Source organism: Corynebacterium sp. KPL1986 (genome assembly GCF_000477975.1).
Taxonomy (GTDB): domain Bacteria; phylum Actinomycetota; class Actinomycetes; order Mycobacteriales; family Mycobacteriaceae; genus Corynebacterium; species Corynebacterium accolens.
This window is the reverse complement of the sequence record NZ_KI515719.1, coordinates 1,048,366-1,063,386: the sequence shown is the minus strand read 5'-3', so window position 1 is coordinate 1,063,386 and position 15,021 is coordinate 1,048,366. Positions and strand designations below refer to the sequence as shown.

General features: G+C 58.1%; 13 protein-coding genes and 1 tRNA gene. 7 read left to right on the top strand and 7 right to left on the bottom strand.

All coding sequences use genetic code 11. The features are described 5' to 3' along the window. Positions 1-74 precede the first annotated feature (74 nt). The 3 genes from HMPREF1287_RS04925 to HMPREF1287_RS12690 form a co-directional block, all read right to left on the bottom strand. Complete coding sequence (locus tag HMPREF1287_RS04925) at positions 75-1,664, bottom strand: PTS ascorbate transporter subunit IIC (RefSeq protein WP_023017168.1); 1,590 nt, start codon at positions 1,662-1,664, stop codon at positions 75-77. A 10-nt stretch (positions 1,665-1,674) separates the two neighbouring features. Then, complete coding sequence (locus HMPREF1287_RS04920) at positions 1,675-2,502, bottom strand: PTS sugar transporter subunit IIA (protein WP_023017169.1); 828 nt, start codon at positions 2,500-2,502, stop codon at positions 1,675-1,677. 87 nt (positions 2,503-2,589) lie between these two features. After that, complete coding sequence (locus tag HMPREF1287_RS12690) at positions 2,590-2,799, bottom strand: DUF5067 domain-containing protein (RefSeq protein ID WP_034654149.1); 210 nt, start codon at positions 2,797-2,799, stop codon at positions 2,590-2,592. A gap of 359 nt (positions 2,800-3,158) precedes the next feature. Here HMPREF1287_RS12690 and HMPREF1287_RS04910 point away from each other — a divergent pair. Beyond that, positions 3,159-3,232 (top strand) — tRNA-Ile (locus HMPREF1287_RS04910). Positions 3,233-3,274: 42 nt separating this feature from the next. On the opposite strand, the gene HMPREF1287_RS04905 is transcribed toward HMPREF1287_RS04910, so the two are convergent. Beyond that, positions 3,275-3,847 carry a hypothetical protein gene (locus tag HMPREF1287_RS04905; RefSeq protein ID WP_156905098.1) on the bottom strand — a complete coding sequence of 191 codons (573 nt, stop codon included), beginning with the start codon at positions 3,845-3,847 and terminating at the stop codon, positions 3,275-3,277. An 81-nt stretch (positions 3,848-3,928) separates the two neighbouring features. Between HMPREF1287_RS04905 and HMPREF1287_RS04900 the strand changes: the two genes are divergently transcribed. From HMPREF1287_RS04900 to HMPREF1287_RS04880, 5 genes are all read left to right on the top strand, one after another. Continuing rightward, positions 3,929-4,984: a trimeric intracellular cation channel family protein gene (locus tag HMPREF1287_RS04900; RefSeq protein ID WP_034654286.1), complete on the top strand. Its 1,056-nt coding sequence runs from the start codon at positions 3,929-3,931 to the stop codon at positions 4,982-4,984. Between the two features lie 107 nt (positions 4,985-5,091). Then, positions 5,092-6,690 (top strand): mechanosensitive ion channel family protein, encoded by a 1,599-nt coding sequence (locus HMPREF1287_RS04895; protein WP_023017173.1) that lies wholly within the window; start codon positions 5,092-5,094, stop codon positions 6,688-6,690. 171 nt (positions 6,691-6,861) lie between these two features. Continuing rightward, a complete protein-coding gene (locus tag HMPREF1287_RS04890) occupies positions 6,862-7,953 on the top strand; it encodes an alkene reductase (RefSeq protein WP_023017174.1) in 1,092 nt (363 codons plus the stop codon). A 213-nt stretch (positions 7,954-8,166) separates the two neighbouring features. Then, positions 8,167-8,961, top strand: coding sequence for a serine hydrolase (locus HMPREF1287_RS04885; protein ID WP_034654146.1), 795 nt, complete (start codon positions 8,167-8,169; stop codon positions 8,959-8,961). An 816-nt stretch (positions 8,962-9,777) separates the two neighbouring features. Continuing rightward, positions 9,778-10,194 carry a hypothetical protein gene (locus tag HMPREF1287_RS04880; RefSeq protein ID WP_023017177.1) on the top strand — a complete coding sequence of 139 codons (417 nt, stop codon included), beginning with the start codon at positions 9,778-9,780 and terminating at the stop codon, positions 10,192-10,194. A gap of 76 nt (positions 10,195-10,270) precedes the next feature. On the opposite strand, the gene HMPREF1287_RS04875 is transcribed toward HMPREF1287_RS04880, so the two are convergent. The 3 genes from HMPREF1287_RS04875 to aceE all read right to left on the bottom strand — a co-directional run bounded on the left by HMPREF1287_RS04875 (position 10,271) and on the right by aceE (position 14,253). Continuing rightward, complete coding sequence (locus tag HMPREF1287_RS04875) at positions 10,271-11,059, bottom strand: HAD-IIA family hydrolase (RefSeq protein WP_023017178.1); 789 nt, start codon at positions 11,057-11,059, stop codon at positions 10,271-10,273. After that, a complete protein-coding gene (locus HMPREF1287_RS04870) occupies positions 11,056-11,355 on the bottom strand; it encodes an acyl carrier protein (protein ID WP_023017179.1) in 300 nt (99 codons plus the stop codon). Before HMPREF1287_RS04870 ends, HMPREF1287_RS04875 begins: the two co-directional genes overlap by 4 nt. Positions 11,356-11,508: 153 nt before the next feature. Further along, positions 11,509-14,253: a pyruvate dehydrogenase (acetyl-transferring), homodimeric type gene (gene aceE, locus HMPREF1287_RS04865; RefSeq protein WP_023017180.1), complete on the bottom strand. Its 2,745-nt coding sequence runs from the start codon at positions 14,251-14,253 to the stop codon at positions 11,509-11,511. Positions 14,254-14,611: 358 nt separating this feature from the next. Between aceE and HMPREF1287_RS04860 the strand changes: the two genes are divergently transcribed. Then, complete coding sequence (locus HMPREF1287_RS04860) at positions 14,612-15,010, top strand: DUF3052 domain-containing protein (protein ID WP_005278208.1); 399 nt, start codon at positions 14,612-14,614, stop codon at positions 15,008-15,010. Positions 15,011-15,021 lie beyond the last annotated feature (11 nt).

The following is a 15,021-nucleotide window of genomic DNA, read 5'->3' as shown; positions in this document are numbered from 1 at the left end:
TTCCAGGTCAACGACCTAAGAAGTGAAAGGGCACGCTAGGACAAGGTGGAACGTCTCAAGTGTGCGCCGCAGGCCTACTCAACCCGTGCCGGAGGAGTGGGTGCTCCTTCCGGGGGAAGTACCTTGGGGTAGCGCTTGGATTGGCTGGATTTCCCAGCACTCTCGGCGGTACCGCCAGTGGTGGGCGCGGTGGCACCGACTACGTCGGCCGTCTTTGCCGGAGAAGGTCGATGGGGTGCCGGATCCCAGTGGGTATCGACAAGCTTGCGCTGGCATACCCAACCCACCGCGAGGATGACCAAGCCAATCACTGCGATGAAGATACCGCTCCATGCACCGCCGGCCTGGATGGACCAGCCGAGAAGCAGGCCAAGCCAGCCAAAATCGGCGTCGCCAAAGGTGGTGTGGGCGTCGCCGAAAGATCCCAGCACGCTAAGCAGGAAGGCGGGCAGGAAAGTAATGAGCAAGCCATTGGCAAAGGAACCCAAAGCCGCTCCACGGCGCCCGCCGGTGGCATTGCCGTACACGCCGGCCGCACCACCAGTGAAAAAGTGGGGCACGAGGCCCGGCAAAATGAGGGCGACGCCAAAAGCTGGGTTGAGCCATAGCGATAGCACAGCTAAGCCGACGAGCCCGCCGGTGAAGGAGAAAATGAACCCAATAAGTACGGCATTTTGAGCGTAAGGGAAGACAATCGGGGCATCGAGCGCTGGGATCGCGCCGGGAACTACTCTTGCCGCGATCCCTTGGAAGGCGGGGACAAGCTCACCCAAAATGGTGCGGACACCGAAAAGAATGACAGCAACGGCCACGCCAAACTGTAGGCCCTGCGTTATGGATTGCATGAGGTAATTGCCCACATCGGTGGCGCCATCCGGGAAGGCCGTGAAAGCCTCATCGGAGCCTGCGCGCGCAATAAATAATACGGCGAGCACGAGGTACATCAGTGCCATGGAAAGGGCCGTCGCCACCATCGAATCGCGCAGGAAGCGCAAGCCCTCCGGGAGCTTGAGATCCTCCGACGAAGGCGACATCTTGTCGCCCTTACCGCCTACGGCCTTGCCGACGCCACCTGCGACCAAGTACCCAGCCGTGCCAAAATGCCCAATTGCCACGGAATCATCGCCGGTAATGCGGCGGGTAAAGGGGTGGGCTATAGCGGGCAAAGACACCATCAAAATGCCAAGCAGTCCCGCACCAAAGGCAATGATGACCCACGAAGGATATCCAGTGGCAACGAGCACCATCGTCAGCAACGTGGCCATGAAAAGTACGTGGTGGCCAGTGAGGAAGACATAACTAAGCGGTGTAATACGGGCCAAGATGAGGGAGACAACAAACCCCAAAATCATGATCCAGGCGACTTGGCTGCCGAAGCTATCTTGGGCGATACCGACAATGGCTTCATTAGTCGGCACCACTCCCTGTGCACCCGTCGCGCCGGTGATCATGGCACCCAGCGGTTCTAGCGAATCGGATACTAGGCCAGCACCGGCGCCGATAAGGAGGAAACCCAGCGTGGCTTTAATCGCGCCGCCGATGGTCTTGCCGGCGCCGCGCCCCATGGCACCTAAGCCGACGGCGGTGATGATGCCGATGAGAAAAGCAGGTACAGCGAGGATTTCGTTGACGAGAAAGTTGGCTATGGCCAGAAGAATATCCATGCGTTATTCCTTAAATGTCATAGAGCTCGCGAAGAGCCGCATCAAGTTCGGAAGTGGAAGTGAAATTTTGGATGACGTACACGGGAACGCCGACATCGCCCAGCGTGGCAGCGATTTCACCCGAGGTGAGCAAAAAGTCGGCTTCGCTAGCGCGGCCCTTCGCCGAAATGGTGTCTGTCGCCTCTACGTTGAGGTAGGGACCCCAGCCCCATTCATCCAAGACCTGCTCCAATGTATTTTTGAGAAAAAGCGAGGTTCCCAGCCCGTTGCCACATACGGTTAGAATCTTTCCTTTGGATGCCACGGAGTCCTCTGCGGTTTCGTGGGTGGTTCCTGAAGAGGCTGTCGCCGCGGAAGTAGTACCACTTGGAGCAGAGGAAGGTTTTTGAGTTGGGGTATCTGAAGTGATGACCTTCCGTAGCTGTTCTTCAGTCTCTGCGCGGTCAAGATCTTCGCGTTTAGTCGCCAAAAGCCTAGCTAGCTGTTTCATCGCTTCCACATGCTCCGAGGAGCTCTTGGCCGCGCACCCAACTACTAGATGTACGGGATCGTTGGAAGCATGGTGAAATTCCACTGGCTCTGAAAGCCGTACCCACGACAGTGAGGTTTCTTTTACCGCCTCTGATGGGCGCGCGTGTGCGAAAGCGAGCCCGGGCGCGACTACGATATAGGGCCCATTGTCCTCGACAGATTGGATCATGGATTCCGTGTAATCAGAAGTTACTGTGCCAGCCTTTTCCAAAAGTCTGCCCGACAGTCGGATTGCCTCCCTCCAGTCACTGGCAGCGCCGTGAAGATCCACAGCACCCGGCACCAGCAAAGAGTCCACTGTAGCCATTTATTTCTCCCGTCACATAGTTAGGGGTTATGAAGAAAAATCACTCTTTATTTTAAAGCGCGGGAGAAGGAAGGTAAATGGAAATGCCTACTTCTTGTCAGAAGAGTCCAGCTCAAACTTTTGGCGGCCATTTTCGCTTTGGCCAAAATTGTCTGTAGCTACAAGCTCTACTGGGGTGGCTTCATCATCGAGTTCGTAGGCGACTGCGCCTGAAGCGGTACCGCCTTGCTTGATCTTCTCAAGTAGGGAATCGGTGAGATCTGGATCGTATCCAGTAGATCGAGCGATTCTTGCCATTATCAAACGTCCATTCCACAGTGATGACGCCATCAGCAATGCTGGCTCCATCCAGCCATCTTCGGAAGCGCTGTCCTCCTGCTTCCATGTACCGATCACGGATTGGGATTGCGATTCAGCGGGTTCAGCCTGCTGGCCTTGTTGTGCTGCGTCTTTGTCATCATCAGGACTCGAGCACGCTGTGAGGACGAGGACAGACGTAAGAACGAGAGAAGGCAATAGCTTTCGCATATAAAAGTTTTACCCTAAGGGGGTGAAGAGGGGGTCAGAGCGGGAGAGATGAGGGAATTGGTCTTTCGCGAGCTATTGACTAATCTTTTGGGAGCGGAGTGTCGTATTGTACGACATGGCATCCGTGTGGGGCTATAGCTCAGTCGGTTAGAGCTCCGGACTCATAATCCGTCGGTCCCGGGTTCGAGCCCCGGTGGCCCCACGGTAGAAGGAGGCGTCGGCAAGCAATGCTGGCGCTTCCTTTTTAGTATTCGGTGCGCACGCGCTCGGAGAAAATCGGCCTGGCGGTCAGCTCGATGCGGGTGCCGATATTCTCGTCTTCTTGGGACCTGCAATGGACGGATTTTTGATTCGTGGCCATGATGCAGTGGAGATCGTAGCTCTCACCAGAGCTCGGGTTCTTTACAGTAATGTCGCTCTGCCAGGCTTCAGTAACGGTTGGATCAGGGGTTTCGAGCCTGTATGTGGCATCCATTGCGTGCTTATAAATGTCCAGGGCAAAGGCGCAATCGGTGGCATCGTCGGCGATGATTTGTGCGTAGTCGCGGATGCCGCACATGCCGCCTACCTGCGCAGCGAGTGCGGAATCATTGTCTTTCTCCGCTTTCTGCTGCTTGGAAGGCTTGGAAGGCGCGGAATCAGTATCGGCGTCGGCATCGGCAAGCGCACCGCTGTCTGAACTGGTGCTGTGCGGGCTGGTATCGGTGAAGCTGGGCTCGTCGTCAGCGGGGGTGGACGAGCACCCAACCAGCAGGAGCGCCGGCAAGAGCGAGAGAATCTTTTTCATGCGGAATATCGGCAGAGATAGAAGGGGCATTAGAACAGGAAAAGTGTAGCACCGCAGCGCATGTGGGCAGGCGAATTGCGCGCGGGTGAGCAGTGCAGTCTAATAAACGGCATGACAGAAGTAGATCCGCTCATTGAATCCCTCTATCGCTGGTCCGATGTCAGCGGTGTATTGCTGATGGGAATTATCGGCGGCACCATTGCGCGCAAGCGCGGGTACGACATCATCGGGTTTTTCTTCATCGCGATGTTTTCTTCCCTGGGCGGGGGCATGGTGCGCGATGTACTTATTAATCGCGGCACCGTGGCGGCGATGAGCGAGCCGGAGTACCTGTACCTGGCGTTTACTGGCGCGTTGATTGCGCGCTTTGTCTACTTTAAGGGCAAGACCTGGGATTATATCCAGGCGCATGGCGATGCCGTGGTTTCCGGCCTATGGGCCGGCACCGGCGCCGTGAAGGCCATTACCTATGGGCTTCCGCCGATTCCGTGCATCATGATGGGTGTGTTTACCGCTACTGGCGGTTCCATGATTCGTGATATTGCTATGGGGCGCGAGCCCGCGGTCTTTGGCGATAATCAGCCGACGGTAATTCCGGCCATCGCTTGTGCGGTGATCGTGCTGGTGGGAAACCACTTCGATATGTTGGCCGTCGGCATGATTGTGGGCCCGTTGGTCTCTATTTTCTTGGCGCTGCTGGGCATTTGGGCCGGTTGGCGCGTGCCCGCGAACCAGGAGTGGGCGCCGATTAATGATACGGCCGCACAGGTCAAGGTGCTGGCGAAGAAGGCAGAAAACAAGAGCCGGGCGGTTGGGCGCAAGCTGGAGCCACACCGCGTGCGCTCCTGGCGCCACCGGCAGATGGAGGAGGCGCTGCAGCGGCGCATCGAAAAGGAAGTGCGTTCCGGCAAGCGCCGCCAGGATGCGGCGGAAGAGGCCAGCGAGTTTTTGCAGTCTTTCGAATCAGACGTCGATCAGTTCAGCACGGCGCCAGCGGAGTCCGAGGACATGGACTTTGGCGTGGACTTTAGCGGCGATTCCTATGAGGAAGAGGAGCAGACCTCTAGCGAGGAATCCCAGCGCCTGCTCGATACGATTTTGGAAGATGACAAGCTTACTGATGAGCTGATTGATCGCCTGATGGACCGCTACCAATCGCGCGACTAGCCTCCCAGGCCTCTGCTTGCCGATGCCCCCATCTTCCCACTCCCGCCTTCTTACTTCTGGCAGAAAACTGGCATCAATTTCTCAGCTAGGTGCCATATCCTCGAACCATGAACTTGAGGTATTTCTTTTTTGAGCTGTGGGGCCTCATCGTTGACCACGGCTTGCCGCTCATCGCATTCGTGATTATCGGCATTCTTTTGCCCCGCATGGGGCGCCTAGCCATCCGGATTATTGAACATAATTTGGATGAGCAAGAAGAATCCACGAAGGCGCGGCTGGCGCTGACCGGGGCCTTGGTCTACATCGTCCAAGCGGTTGCGTACTTCCTATTGGTCGCGGCCGCGCTGACTAATCTCGGCGTTCCGGCGCTGGGCGCTGCGGTGCCTGCGACGATAGTGTCTGCCGCGGTTGGTTTTGGCGCCCAGTCCGTGATTTCGGATTTCCTTTCTGGATTTTTCATCCTCACGGAAAAGCAATTCGGCGTGGGTGACTACGTCTCCTTTGCCGGCATTCCCGGGGTGGAAGGCGATGTGGTGACGCTGACCCTGCGCACCACGAAGGTGCGCACCCCTAGCGGTGAGTTGGTGACCATCCCCAATAGCTCCGCCGGCGTGGTGACCAACTATTCCAAGGAATGGTCCCGCGCGGTGGTCAATATCAATGTCCCAGTGCATGAGGGCGAGTCCCTGCCGGAGATTACGAGCCGCGTCAAAGAGATTTCGCAGCACGCCATTAAAGCCCCAGAGATCTCCGTCGACGTCGCCGGCGAGCTCACGGTCCTTCCCGCCACGCAATTGGTCAGCCCGCAGGTGGCCGGCCAGCCGTGGCAGGTGGGCTACCGCATCATGGTGACGGTGAATCCCGCCCGCCAGTGGTCCGTGGAGCGCGCCATCCGCTCGGCGCTGCTCTCGGAATTCTGGGACCACTACGGCTCCGCCATCGACTTTGATGAGCTGCAGGAACAGAAAAAGAAGAAACCTGCGGACCCAAAGCATGCCGCGGCGCAGTCGGCCAAAGACGCCTTGGATGCCGGGGAAGGTTCTCGCCCCAATACGCCTGCGGATGACCCCAATGAGGAAGAGGAACTGGTCCCAGAAGAAGTCGAACTTGCAGAGACCAAGGTCGATGAACAAGCAGCCACGGATGAAGCCGGCGAAGAGGCTGCGGAAGAAGATGAGAAATCGCGCCGGAAGATCTGGCGAACCATCCAGACCAGTACCCAATTCCAAAAGGTTTCCACCATCGGCGGGCGCGTGCGCGCCTCCACCACAGGCCTCGTGGCGGCCCTTCTTGTCGTTGGCTTGCTCATCCTCGCGGCAAGCAACCCAGAGGAAGGGGAAGCCGGCTGGCTGTCGCCGGACTATTGGAAGGATCGCGATACGCAATCTTCCTCCGAAACACCATCGGAATCTGAAGAGCCTGTGCCTACAGAAGATCCTCTAACTACCGGTACCCCAACGGAACCGACGGACGCAGATTCAACACCAACGACCACCAATACGCCGACCGTTCCTAGCTATCCCAGCCAGGCGCCCAACTCCACGCCTAATTCCGGGGACGGGCACGGGAGCGGTCAGGATGGGCCCGCTGACTCAAACGGCGATGCTGGCGATGGCCAAGGGAATGGCGACGGAGACTCCGGCGCAGACGGAAATAGCGGGGCGGCGAATAGCCAGCAGACCGCGATTCCTTCAGAACCCCACTAAGCATCCCTACTAGGAGCTCATAGACACCGCCTCATAGTCCGAGGCGGTGTCTTTTTCCTTGACCTTTAACGGGTGCGGTGACCTCTAGTTTCTTTATTATTTCTATCGCAGGTGGGGCAACAACAGAATAAAAGGTGGAACAAATTTCAACCGCGGACTGTTTCAGTAGACATGACATCATTATTTACACCTTTGGAACTTGGCCGTTATACGTTGAATAACCGCGTGACCATGGCGCCGCTGACCCGTCAGCGTGCAGGTCACAGCGGTGTGCCTAGCGAGCTGCACAAAAAGTATTATTCCCAGCGCGCTAGCGCCGGTCTCGTCGTGACGGAGGGAACCTTCCCCGCATGGACCAACCGCGCATTCCCTGGCCAGGCTGGCATCGTCGATGACGAGCAGGCGGCCGGTTGGCGCGAGGTAGCCAACGAAGTGCACGACAACGGCGGTGTCTTGTTCATGCAGATCATGCACGGCGGCCGTACCAGCCACCCAGATCTCATTGATGGCGCCCAGGCAGAGGCCCCGAGCGCGCTGGATTGGGACGGCCAGGTTCGCGGCTTTGCCGGCAAGATGGATGCACCGGTACCGCGCGCACTAGAAGCCGATGAGCTGCCGCGCATCGTTGCGGAATTCCGCGCCGCTGCACGCCGAGCCGTCGACGCGGGCGTTGATGGTGTAGAGATCCACAATGCGAATGGCTATCTGCTGCACGAATTCATGGCACCGTCCGCTAACCAGCGCGACGATGAATTTGGCGGCAGCCCCGAAAACCGGTGGCGCTTGCCAGAGATGGTGATCCGTGCCGTCGTGGATGAAATCGGTGCAGACCGCGTAGGTGTTCGTTTTTCTCCGGCCCACGTCGTACAGGGCATTGTCGAAGACGATGAGACAGACATGTTGGCCACCTACGGCGGCCTGCTGGACGCCATCGCCCCGCTGAACCTGGCTTATGTCTCCTTCTTGCACGCAGAGCCGGAAGGCGAGCTCATCTCGGCCTTGGCACAGAAGGCCCGCGCCAATGGCGAAACCAAGGTTTTGATGAATGACGGTTTTGGCACCGTGACCACTAAGGAAGATGCACAGCGCGAGCTGGACCTCGACTATGTGGATGCCATTGTGGTGGGCCGCCAGCTCATTGCTAACCCGGACTTGGTGCGCCGGTGGGAAGAGAACCTGGAGCTCAATGAGCCTGACCAGGCAACGTTCTACGTCGGCGGCGAGCGCGGCTACATTGATTACAAGACTGCCGCGGACCAGTAAATAGTCCGCGGCAGTTGTAGGGAGAGAGGAGGGGGAAGTAGAGAACGCGAGTGATAGGGAAGGGGCGAAATATCCTTGAAAAAGGACCTTTCACTTTTTATATCGATCGTGCAGGCATGGATCGTTAACAGTCACCCGCTAATTCTTTAAAAACTACTTCCTTCTTCTCCCACCGCAGCCATGCCCATGCTTGGTCCCAGTAGGCTAGTGGGCATGAGCGAGTTAGAACTTTTACGCCAGTGGCCCGTAGACAATGTCGCCGCCGCGTTATTGAAACGCGGCGATGTTCTCGATGAAATAGGAGATGTTTCCCGGGAGTTTCCGGTGGCATCAGTAACCAAGCTCGTCTCCGCCTACGCCATTATGTTGGCGGTTGAAGAAGGCGCGGTGGAAATAGAACAACCAGCTGGGCCAGAAGGCGCGACGCTAGAGCACTTGCTCGCGCACGCTTCAGGTGTGAAATTCGATTCGCGCGAGCAACAAAAGCCGGTAGGCGAGCGGCGCATCTATTCCTCTGCCGGTTATGAATGGGCCGCAGAGATTGTTGAAAAGGCCACCGGCATCGAGTTTGCGGAGTACCTGCGCGAAGGCGTGTGCGAGCCGCTTGGAATGTCCTCCACGCGCTTAGAGGGCTCGGCTGGGCATGGCCTTATTTCTACCGTGCAGGACCTTGCGGCATTTGCGGCCGAGGTCCAGGACCCGCAGCTCCTGCACCCTAGCACCGTGGCGGATATGCGCCGCGTTCATTTCGGTGGCTTGCGCGGCATCGTGCCCGGCTACGGGAGCTTTAAGGATTGCACCTGGGGCCTTGGCTTTGAGATCCGCGGCGAGAAGGACCACTGGATGGGGGCCCTGCCTGCCGATGCCACCGGGCACTTCGGCATGTCCGGTACCTACCTCTGGCTGGCCGGCGACTACGCCATGGTCGCATTGACGGACCGAGAGTTTGGCGATTGGGCTAAACCGCTGTGGAATGAAACCAATACGAAGATCTGGCAGGCGCTGTAAGAGGCTCCTTCGAAGATTTCCCTTAATAGGAAAACGGGAAAAGCTCCCCACTCCAATGGAGTGGGGAGCTTAAGTTGTTCTATTTAGAACAGGGTCAGACCCGTGATCTGCTCGATGATCATAGCGCCGTAGGAGAGGACGCTGGAAACGACGGACAGGAGACCGAGACCGAGATCGGTCAAAGAGGACAGACCAGACATGGTTGTACCTTTCTTTTTGGGGATGGGTTCAAACCGGATTGTTTGAATTTATCTCAGTATAGGCATAGCTCAGGAATCGTGTCAAACTATTTCTTACCCTAAATTAAATTTATATTAACTGCCTGTTCGCGGGTGACGATCTGCTCCTGGAGAGGGTGAGATGCGGGTGTGGGTATATGGCGGCTGGCTACCCCCACAGGGGTCTTTGCGGGCAGGATTTTTCGGAGCTCTTCGTTCCTAGAGGGGTGGGGCGCGATTTTCTTCTGTAAGTGTTGAATGTGGGCATTAAGGTCACTGTTTCTGCTGGTAGCTGCCCCGTGCGTAATTCTTGTCAAGAAGTCGCTTCAGAAAAACAGTTCAAGCGAGAAAACCTCACAAATTTCACTGTTGTAACTCCATTTTCTTTGGACACTTTAGTCACAGTCTGGACTTTGGGTTGAGGTTTAGAACTTGGGGGTTGAAGTGAAAGTTGAGGGTTGTAGAGGGTGGTGTGGCGCAGGAAAATTGGGTGCAGACGCAAAAGACAGTTCGTTGGGGAAGACGAAGCTCGTCTTGCACTGCGCCGTACGCTACGCGTGTGGATCGCAGTGGTGATTTGTCGAGGGAGATATCGGCTATGAATACTTGCGTCAATACAGTGCCGGTTGATCAACCGGCCTCCAACTACACGTGGCCCAGCCGCAATGGTGCGGCCGTCGTGGTCACTGGTGTGCTGAAAATTTCTGGGATGCCGCGTGCGCTGCGCCCAGAAGTAGAGCGTGCCATGGATCGGTGCATTCGCACCGAATCGGAGTTCATCGTCCCAGGCGATGACCCGCTGACCGCCCAGTGGTGCACTCGGTGGTACCGCGATGAGATCTCTATGGAGGCGCTCGTGCGCGGTGAGGCTACGGGCCCGGGAATGGATTCTGGCGTCGGTATCGGCTGCCACCAGGTGCTCACCGGAACCGAAGCGGAGCTTGCCGCGCTCGAAAGCGCGGTGTGCTACCTTGCGCAGCGCTATGGTTTTAGCGCCACGGTGCGCTTTAGCTAAGGCGCTCGAGCGAATCGGCTCGAGCGCGGCCAAGTATGCCGAGCCGCACGAGCTAGGTCGCGCGGCGGGGAACCGTTTAGGATACCTCCTCGGCGAAGGGATCCATGATCTTATCGGGAATATCTGCAACCGACTTAAACACGGCGGTCGGGCGGTAAGGGTAGCGGGAGATTTCGCGGTCATCGGAAATGCCGGAGCGCACCAAAATGGAGCGCATGCCGGCCTCGAGGCCCGCCTTGACGTCGGTATCCATGCGGTCACCGATCATGACGGTGTTTTCAGAGTGTGCGCCGATGTGGTTAAGCGCCGAACGCATCATGACCGGGTTGGGCTTTCCCACGTAGTAGGGCTCGCGGTGGGTTGCGGCGGTGATCAATGCGGCTACAGCGCCGGTTGCAGGAAGCACGCCCTCGGGAGCGGGACCCGTAACATCAGGGTTGGTGGCGATGAAGCGGGCGCCATTGCGGATGAGGTTGATGGCGGTGGTAATCGCCTCAAAGGAGTAGGTGCGGGTTTCACCGAGGACCACGAAGTCTGCGTCATCATTTGTGAGGATCCAGCCAGCTTCGTGCAGGGCGGTGGTCAGGCCGGATTCTCCCACGACGTAGGCCTTGCTGGAGCTAGCTTGGGTGGCCAAGAAGTTTGCCGTCGCCGTAGCGGAGGTCCAAATGCGTTCGGCCGGAATATCCAGGCCGGTATTGCGCAGCCGCGCCGCCAAGTCGCGCGGGGTGGACATGGAGTTATTGGTCAGCACCATGTACTCAATGTCATTATCTTTTAGCGCCTGAATGAATTTATCGGCGCCGGGGATCATCTCCCCTTCCTTGATGAGTACGCCGTCCATATCGGATAGGTAAGAAATCATTGGTGGTCCTCCAAATAGTCAGCGATATCGCCGATGGTCTCGCAATTAAGCATTGTTTCCTCAGTAAGCCGCACCTTAAAGAGCTCTTCTGCACGCACGGTGAGCTCTATAAGCTCGAGGGATTCCACGCCGACATCGGAAAGCGCGGTGTCCCTGCCAAGATCGGCCTCGGTTCCGGTGACTTTGATGATGAGGGCGATGAGCTCGCCCAGCGTATCCCGATCCGGGTCGTGGTCCTTATCTGGGTCAGAACCCTGAAACTTTGCCTGCAATTGGGCACTGAGGTCATTTGCCATAGTGCCCAGTGTAGTAGCGATTGGAGCGTGGCATTGGAGAAATAGGCGCACGCGGTACTGGGTAGGGGGAATAGGGCAAAAATAATAAAGGCGCTCCCAGCACAAAGCCGGAAGCGCCTGAATTAAAAGCCCGTTGTGAAGGCGGGGGCGAAATTACTCGCCGCTATTAGGTGCAGTTGGGTCATCCAACTTCAGCTCGGAGGCTGCCTTTTCCACAACGGAGCGCTCAATCTTGCCATCGCGGGCAAGGCCATCGAGCACTGCGACGACGATGGATTCCGCGTCGTTATTGAAGAAGCGGCGGGCACCCTCGCGCGTATCGGAGAAGCCGAAGCCGTCTGCGCCCAAGGTGATGTAGGTACCTGGGACGTAGGGGCGGATCTGCTCCTGCAGCTCGGTGGTGAAGTCCGAGACGCCCACGAATGGACCCTCGAAGTCCTTGAGCTGGGAGGTAGCGAATGCCTCGGAAGGCTCCTCGCCCTTGCGCAGCGCTTCCTTATTGCGGCGAGCGCCGTCGCGGGCCAGCTCATTCCAGGAGGTCACGGAGAACAGCGATGCCTTGACATCGTAGTCCTCAGCCAGCATCTCCTGTGCGCGAAGAGCCTCGTGCACGCCGACGCCCGAAGCCAGGATATTGGCCGGGGTGGAACCCTTCTCGGCGGTATTGAAGTGGTAGATGCCCTTGTGTAGGCCTTCCACATCCAAGTTCTCCGGTTCGGCCGGCTGGTGGACCGGCTCGTTGTACACGGTGAGGTAGTACATGACCGGCTCGTTGTCCTCGCCGTACATGCGCTCGATACCGCGGGCTACCAGGTGGGCAACCTCGAAGCCGAAGGCCGGGTCATAAGAAATGACCGCAGGGTTGGTGGCTGCCAAGACAGGGGAGTGGCCATCCATGTGCTGCAGGCCCTCACCGGTCAGGGTGGTGCGGCCTGCGGTAGCACCGATGATGAAGCCGCGGCCCATCTGGTCGCCGGCGGCCCAGAAGGCATCGCCAGTGCGCTGGAAGCCGAACATCGAGTAGAAGATGTACAGCGGGATCATGGCCTCGCCCTGGGTGGCATACGAGGTAGCGGCGGCGGTAAAGGATGCTGCCGCACCGGCCTCAGAAATGCCCTCGTGCATGATTTGGCCATCGGTGGCCTCGCGGTAGGACAACATCAGGTCGTGGTCCACCGGCACGTAGTTCTGGCCGCGCGGGTTCCAGATCTTCATGGTGGGGAACCAGGAGTCCATGCCGAAGGTACGAGCCTCATCCGGGATGATGGGCACGATGCGCTTGCCCAGTTCCTTATTGCGCATGACCTCCTTGAAGGTGCGCACCAAGGCCATGGTGGTAGCCACTTCCTGCTTGCCAGAGCCCTTGCGCACGGAGCGCAGCTTGTCCAAGGAAGGTGCTTCCAATGGGGTGAAGTCCGTGCGACGCTCAGGCAGGAAGCCGCCGAGTTCTTTACGGCGCTCCAGCATGTACTTGATCTCCGGGGAGTCCTTGCCCGGGTGGTAGTACGGCGGCAGGTAGGGATCCTTTTCCAGCTCTTCATCGGAGAAGGGGATTTCCTGTTTATCGCGGAAGTTCTTGAGATCCTCCAGCGTCAGCTTCTTCATCTGGTGGGTAGCGTTGCGGCCCTCGAAGTTGTGGCCCAAGCCGTAGCCCTTAATGGTGTGGGCTAAGATGACGGTCGGCTTGCCGGAACCCTTGTTCTCCAGGGCGCGGGCATACGCTGCGTAGACCTTGCGGTAGTCGTGGCCGCCGCGGCGCAGTGCCCAGATTTCGTCATCGGAGAGGTCTTCTACCAGCTTTGCGGTGCGCTCATCGCGGCCGAAGAAGTGCTCGCGCACATAAGCGCCGTCATTAGCCTTGAAGGTCTGGTAGTCACCGTCAGAGGTGGTGTTCATGACGTTGACGAGGGCACCTTCGGTGTCCTTGTCCAGCAGCTTGTCCCAGCCGCGGCCCCAAATGACCTTGATGACGTCCCAGCCGGCACCGCGGAAGAAGGACTCCAGCTCCTGGATGATCTGGGTATTACCGCGCACTGGGCCGTCGAGGCGCTGCAGGTTGCAGTTAATCACGAAGGTGAGGTTATCCAGCTCGTACAGCGCAGCGGTTTGCAGCAGGCCGCGGGACTCTGGCTCGTCCATTTCGCCATCGCCCAAGAATGCCCAGACGTGCTGCTTGGAGGTGTCCTTGATGCCGCGGGTTTCCAGGTACTTATTAAAGCGTGCCTGGTAAATGGCGTTCATCGGGCCAATGCCCATGGACACGGTGGGGAACTCCCAGAACCATGGCATCAGGCGCGGGTGCGGGTAGGAGGGCAGACCCTTGCCTTCACCGAGGGAGACTTCCTGGCGGAAGCCGTCGAGGTCTTCCTCAGAGAGGCGACCTTCCATGTATGCGCGGGCGTACATGCCCGGGGAGGCGTGACCTTGGAAGAAGACCTGGTCGCCGCCTGAAGGATCGTCCTTGCCCTTGAAGAAGTGGTTGAGTCCAACCTCGTACAGCGGGGCGGCACCCGCGTAGGTGGAGATGTGGCCGCCGACGCCAATGCCGGGGCGCTGCGCGCGGTGCACCATGATGGCAGCGTTCCAGCGGATCCAGCGGCGGTAGCGCTTTTCTAGTTCTTCATCGCCAGGAAATTCTGGCTCCATGTTGGTGGGGATGGTGTTGACGAAGTCCGTCGACGTCAGCGAGGGAAGCTCCACGCGCTTTGCGGTGGCGCGCTCCAGAAGGCGCAGCATCAGGTAGCGTGCGCGCTCTTGGTCAGAATGGTCCAGCAGACCATCGAGGGAATCCATCCACTCGCGAGTTTCTTCTGGGTCGCTGTCGTGAAGGTACGATGCAACACCATCGCGGATAAGCGGGAAGTTGGAATCGCCCTTGGCGGGGTCCTTCTCGGCCATGTAAACCTCCTAATTAAGGGTCTGCAGAGTTTATCTCCTACGATACGCGTTCCCAGATCGCGAGTGGGAGTCTATCCCGGATAAAACGCCGCGCTTGCCGATGCACCCCCTACCACCTGCGGTTTGCTTTCCTCACCCGGTGTGCAAACGTGGGTAGTAGGCCCCTAAACGGCGCTAGTTCTCCCACAAAACAGGCGCCGGTGTGAGCAGAAAAGGGCCTGCAAATTGGGGGAAAGGGGTGCTATAGCAAGTAAAAGACGGCCTGGGACGTTAAACTACATGTAATAACACACGCCCTCTGTGCCAATCATGGGCCGGGCGTGAGTAAGAATTCACCGGATAAGGAAGGAAATGCATAGTGGCTGACGCTGCAGTCAAGCTCGGAATCAAGGAAGGGCAAATCGCTCTAGAGCTTGGTTGGGACGAGGATTGTGACAACACAATCTCTGAATCGATCGAAGCCGTACTCGGTGAGGATTTCCTCGAAGAGGAAAATGATGAGCTGTGCGATGTAGTCCTTCTCTGGTGGCGCGAGGAAGACGGCGACCTCGTGGACGGCCTGGTGGATGCCAGCCGCCCCCTCGCGGACAACGGTTCCGTCTGGTTGTTGACTCCGGGTGCCGGCAAGCCGGGCACCGTCGAGCCTGGTCTCATCTCCGAATCGGCGCAGCTAGCCGGCTTGGTGCAGACCAAAGCTGAGCGCTTTGGCGAGTGGCAGGGTTCCTGCCTGGTACAGCGCGGCTACACCAAAAAATAGCCTTCACCAGC

What these genes read in the sequence shown, in the direction of transcription:
- HMPREF1287_RS04875 (WP_023017178.1), bottom strand. Translation starts at nt 11,059, where the DNA reads ATGATTTCTTACCTATCCGATATGGACGGCGTACTCATCAAGGAAGGG.
- HMPREF1287_RS04880 (WP_023017177.1), top strand. Translation starts at nt 9,778, where the DNA reads ATGAATACTTGCGTCAATACAGTGCCGGTTGATCAACCGGCCTCCAAC.
- HMPREF1287_RS04920 (WP_023017169.1), bottom strand. Translation starts at nt 2,502, where the DNA reads ATGGCTACAGTGGACTCTTTGCTGGTGCCGGGTGCTGTGGATCTTCAC.
- HMPREF1287_RS04900 (WP_034654286.1), top strand. Translation starts at nt 3,929, where the DNA reads ATGACAGAAGTAGATCCGCTCATTGAATCCCTCTATCGCTGGTCCGAT.
- HMPREF1287_RS12690 (WP_034654149.1), bottom strand. Translation starts at nt 2,799, where the DNA reads ATGGCAAGAATCGCTCGATCTACTGGATACGATCCAGATCTCACCGAT.
- HMPREF1287_RS04905 (WP_156905098.1), bottom strand. Translation starts at nt 3,847, where the DNA reads ATGCCCCTTCTATCTCTGCCGATATTCCGCATGAAAAAGATTCTCTCG.
- aceE (WP_023017180.1), bottom strand. Translation starts at nt 14,253, where the DNA reads ATGGCCGAGAAGGACCCCGCCAAGGGCGATTCCAACTTCCCGCTTATC.
- HMPREF1287_RS04895 (WP_023017173.1), top strand. Translation starts at nt 5,092, where the DNA reads ATGAACTTGAGGTATTTCTTTTTTGAGCTGTGGGGCCTCATCGTTGAC.
- HMPREF1287_RS04890 (WP_023017174.1), top strand. Translation starts at nt 6,862, where the DNA reads ATGACATCATTATTTACACCTTTGGAACTTGGCCGTTATACGTTGAAT.
- HMPREF1287_RS04885 (WP_034654146.1), top strand. Translation starts at nt 8,167, where the DNA reads ATGAGCGAGTTAGAACTTTTACGCCAGTGGCCCGTAGACAATGTCGCC.
- HMPREF1287_RS04925 (WP_023017168.1), bottom strand. Translation starts at nt 1,664, where the DNA reads ATGGATATTCTTCTGGCCATAGCCAACTTTCTCGTCAACGAAATCCTC.
- HMPREF1287_RS04870 (WP_023017179.1), bottom strand. Translation starts at nt 11,355, where the DNA reads ATGGCAAATGACCTCAGTGCCCAATTGCAGGCAAAGTTTCAGGGTTCT.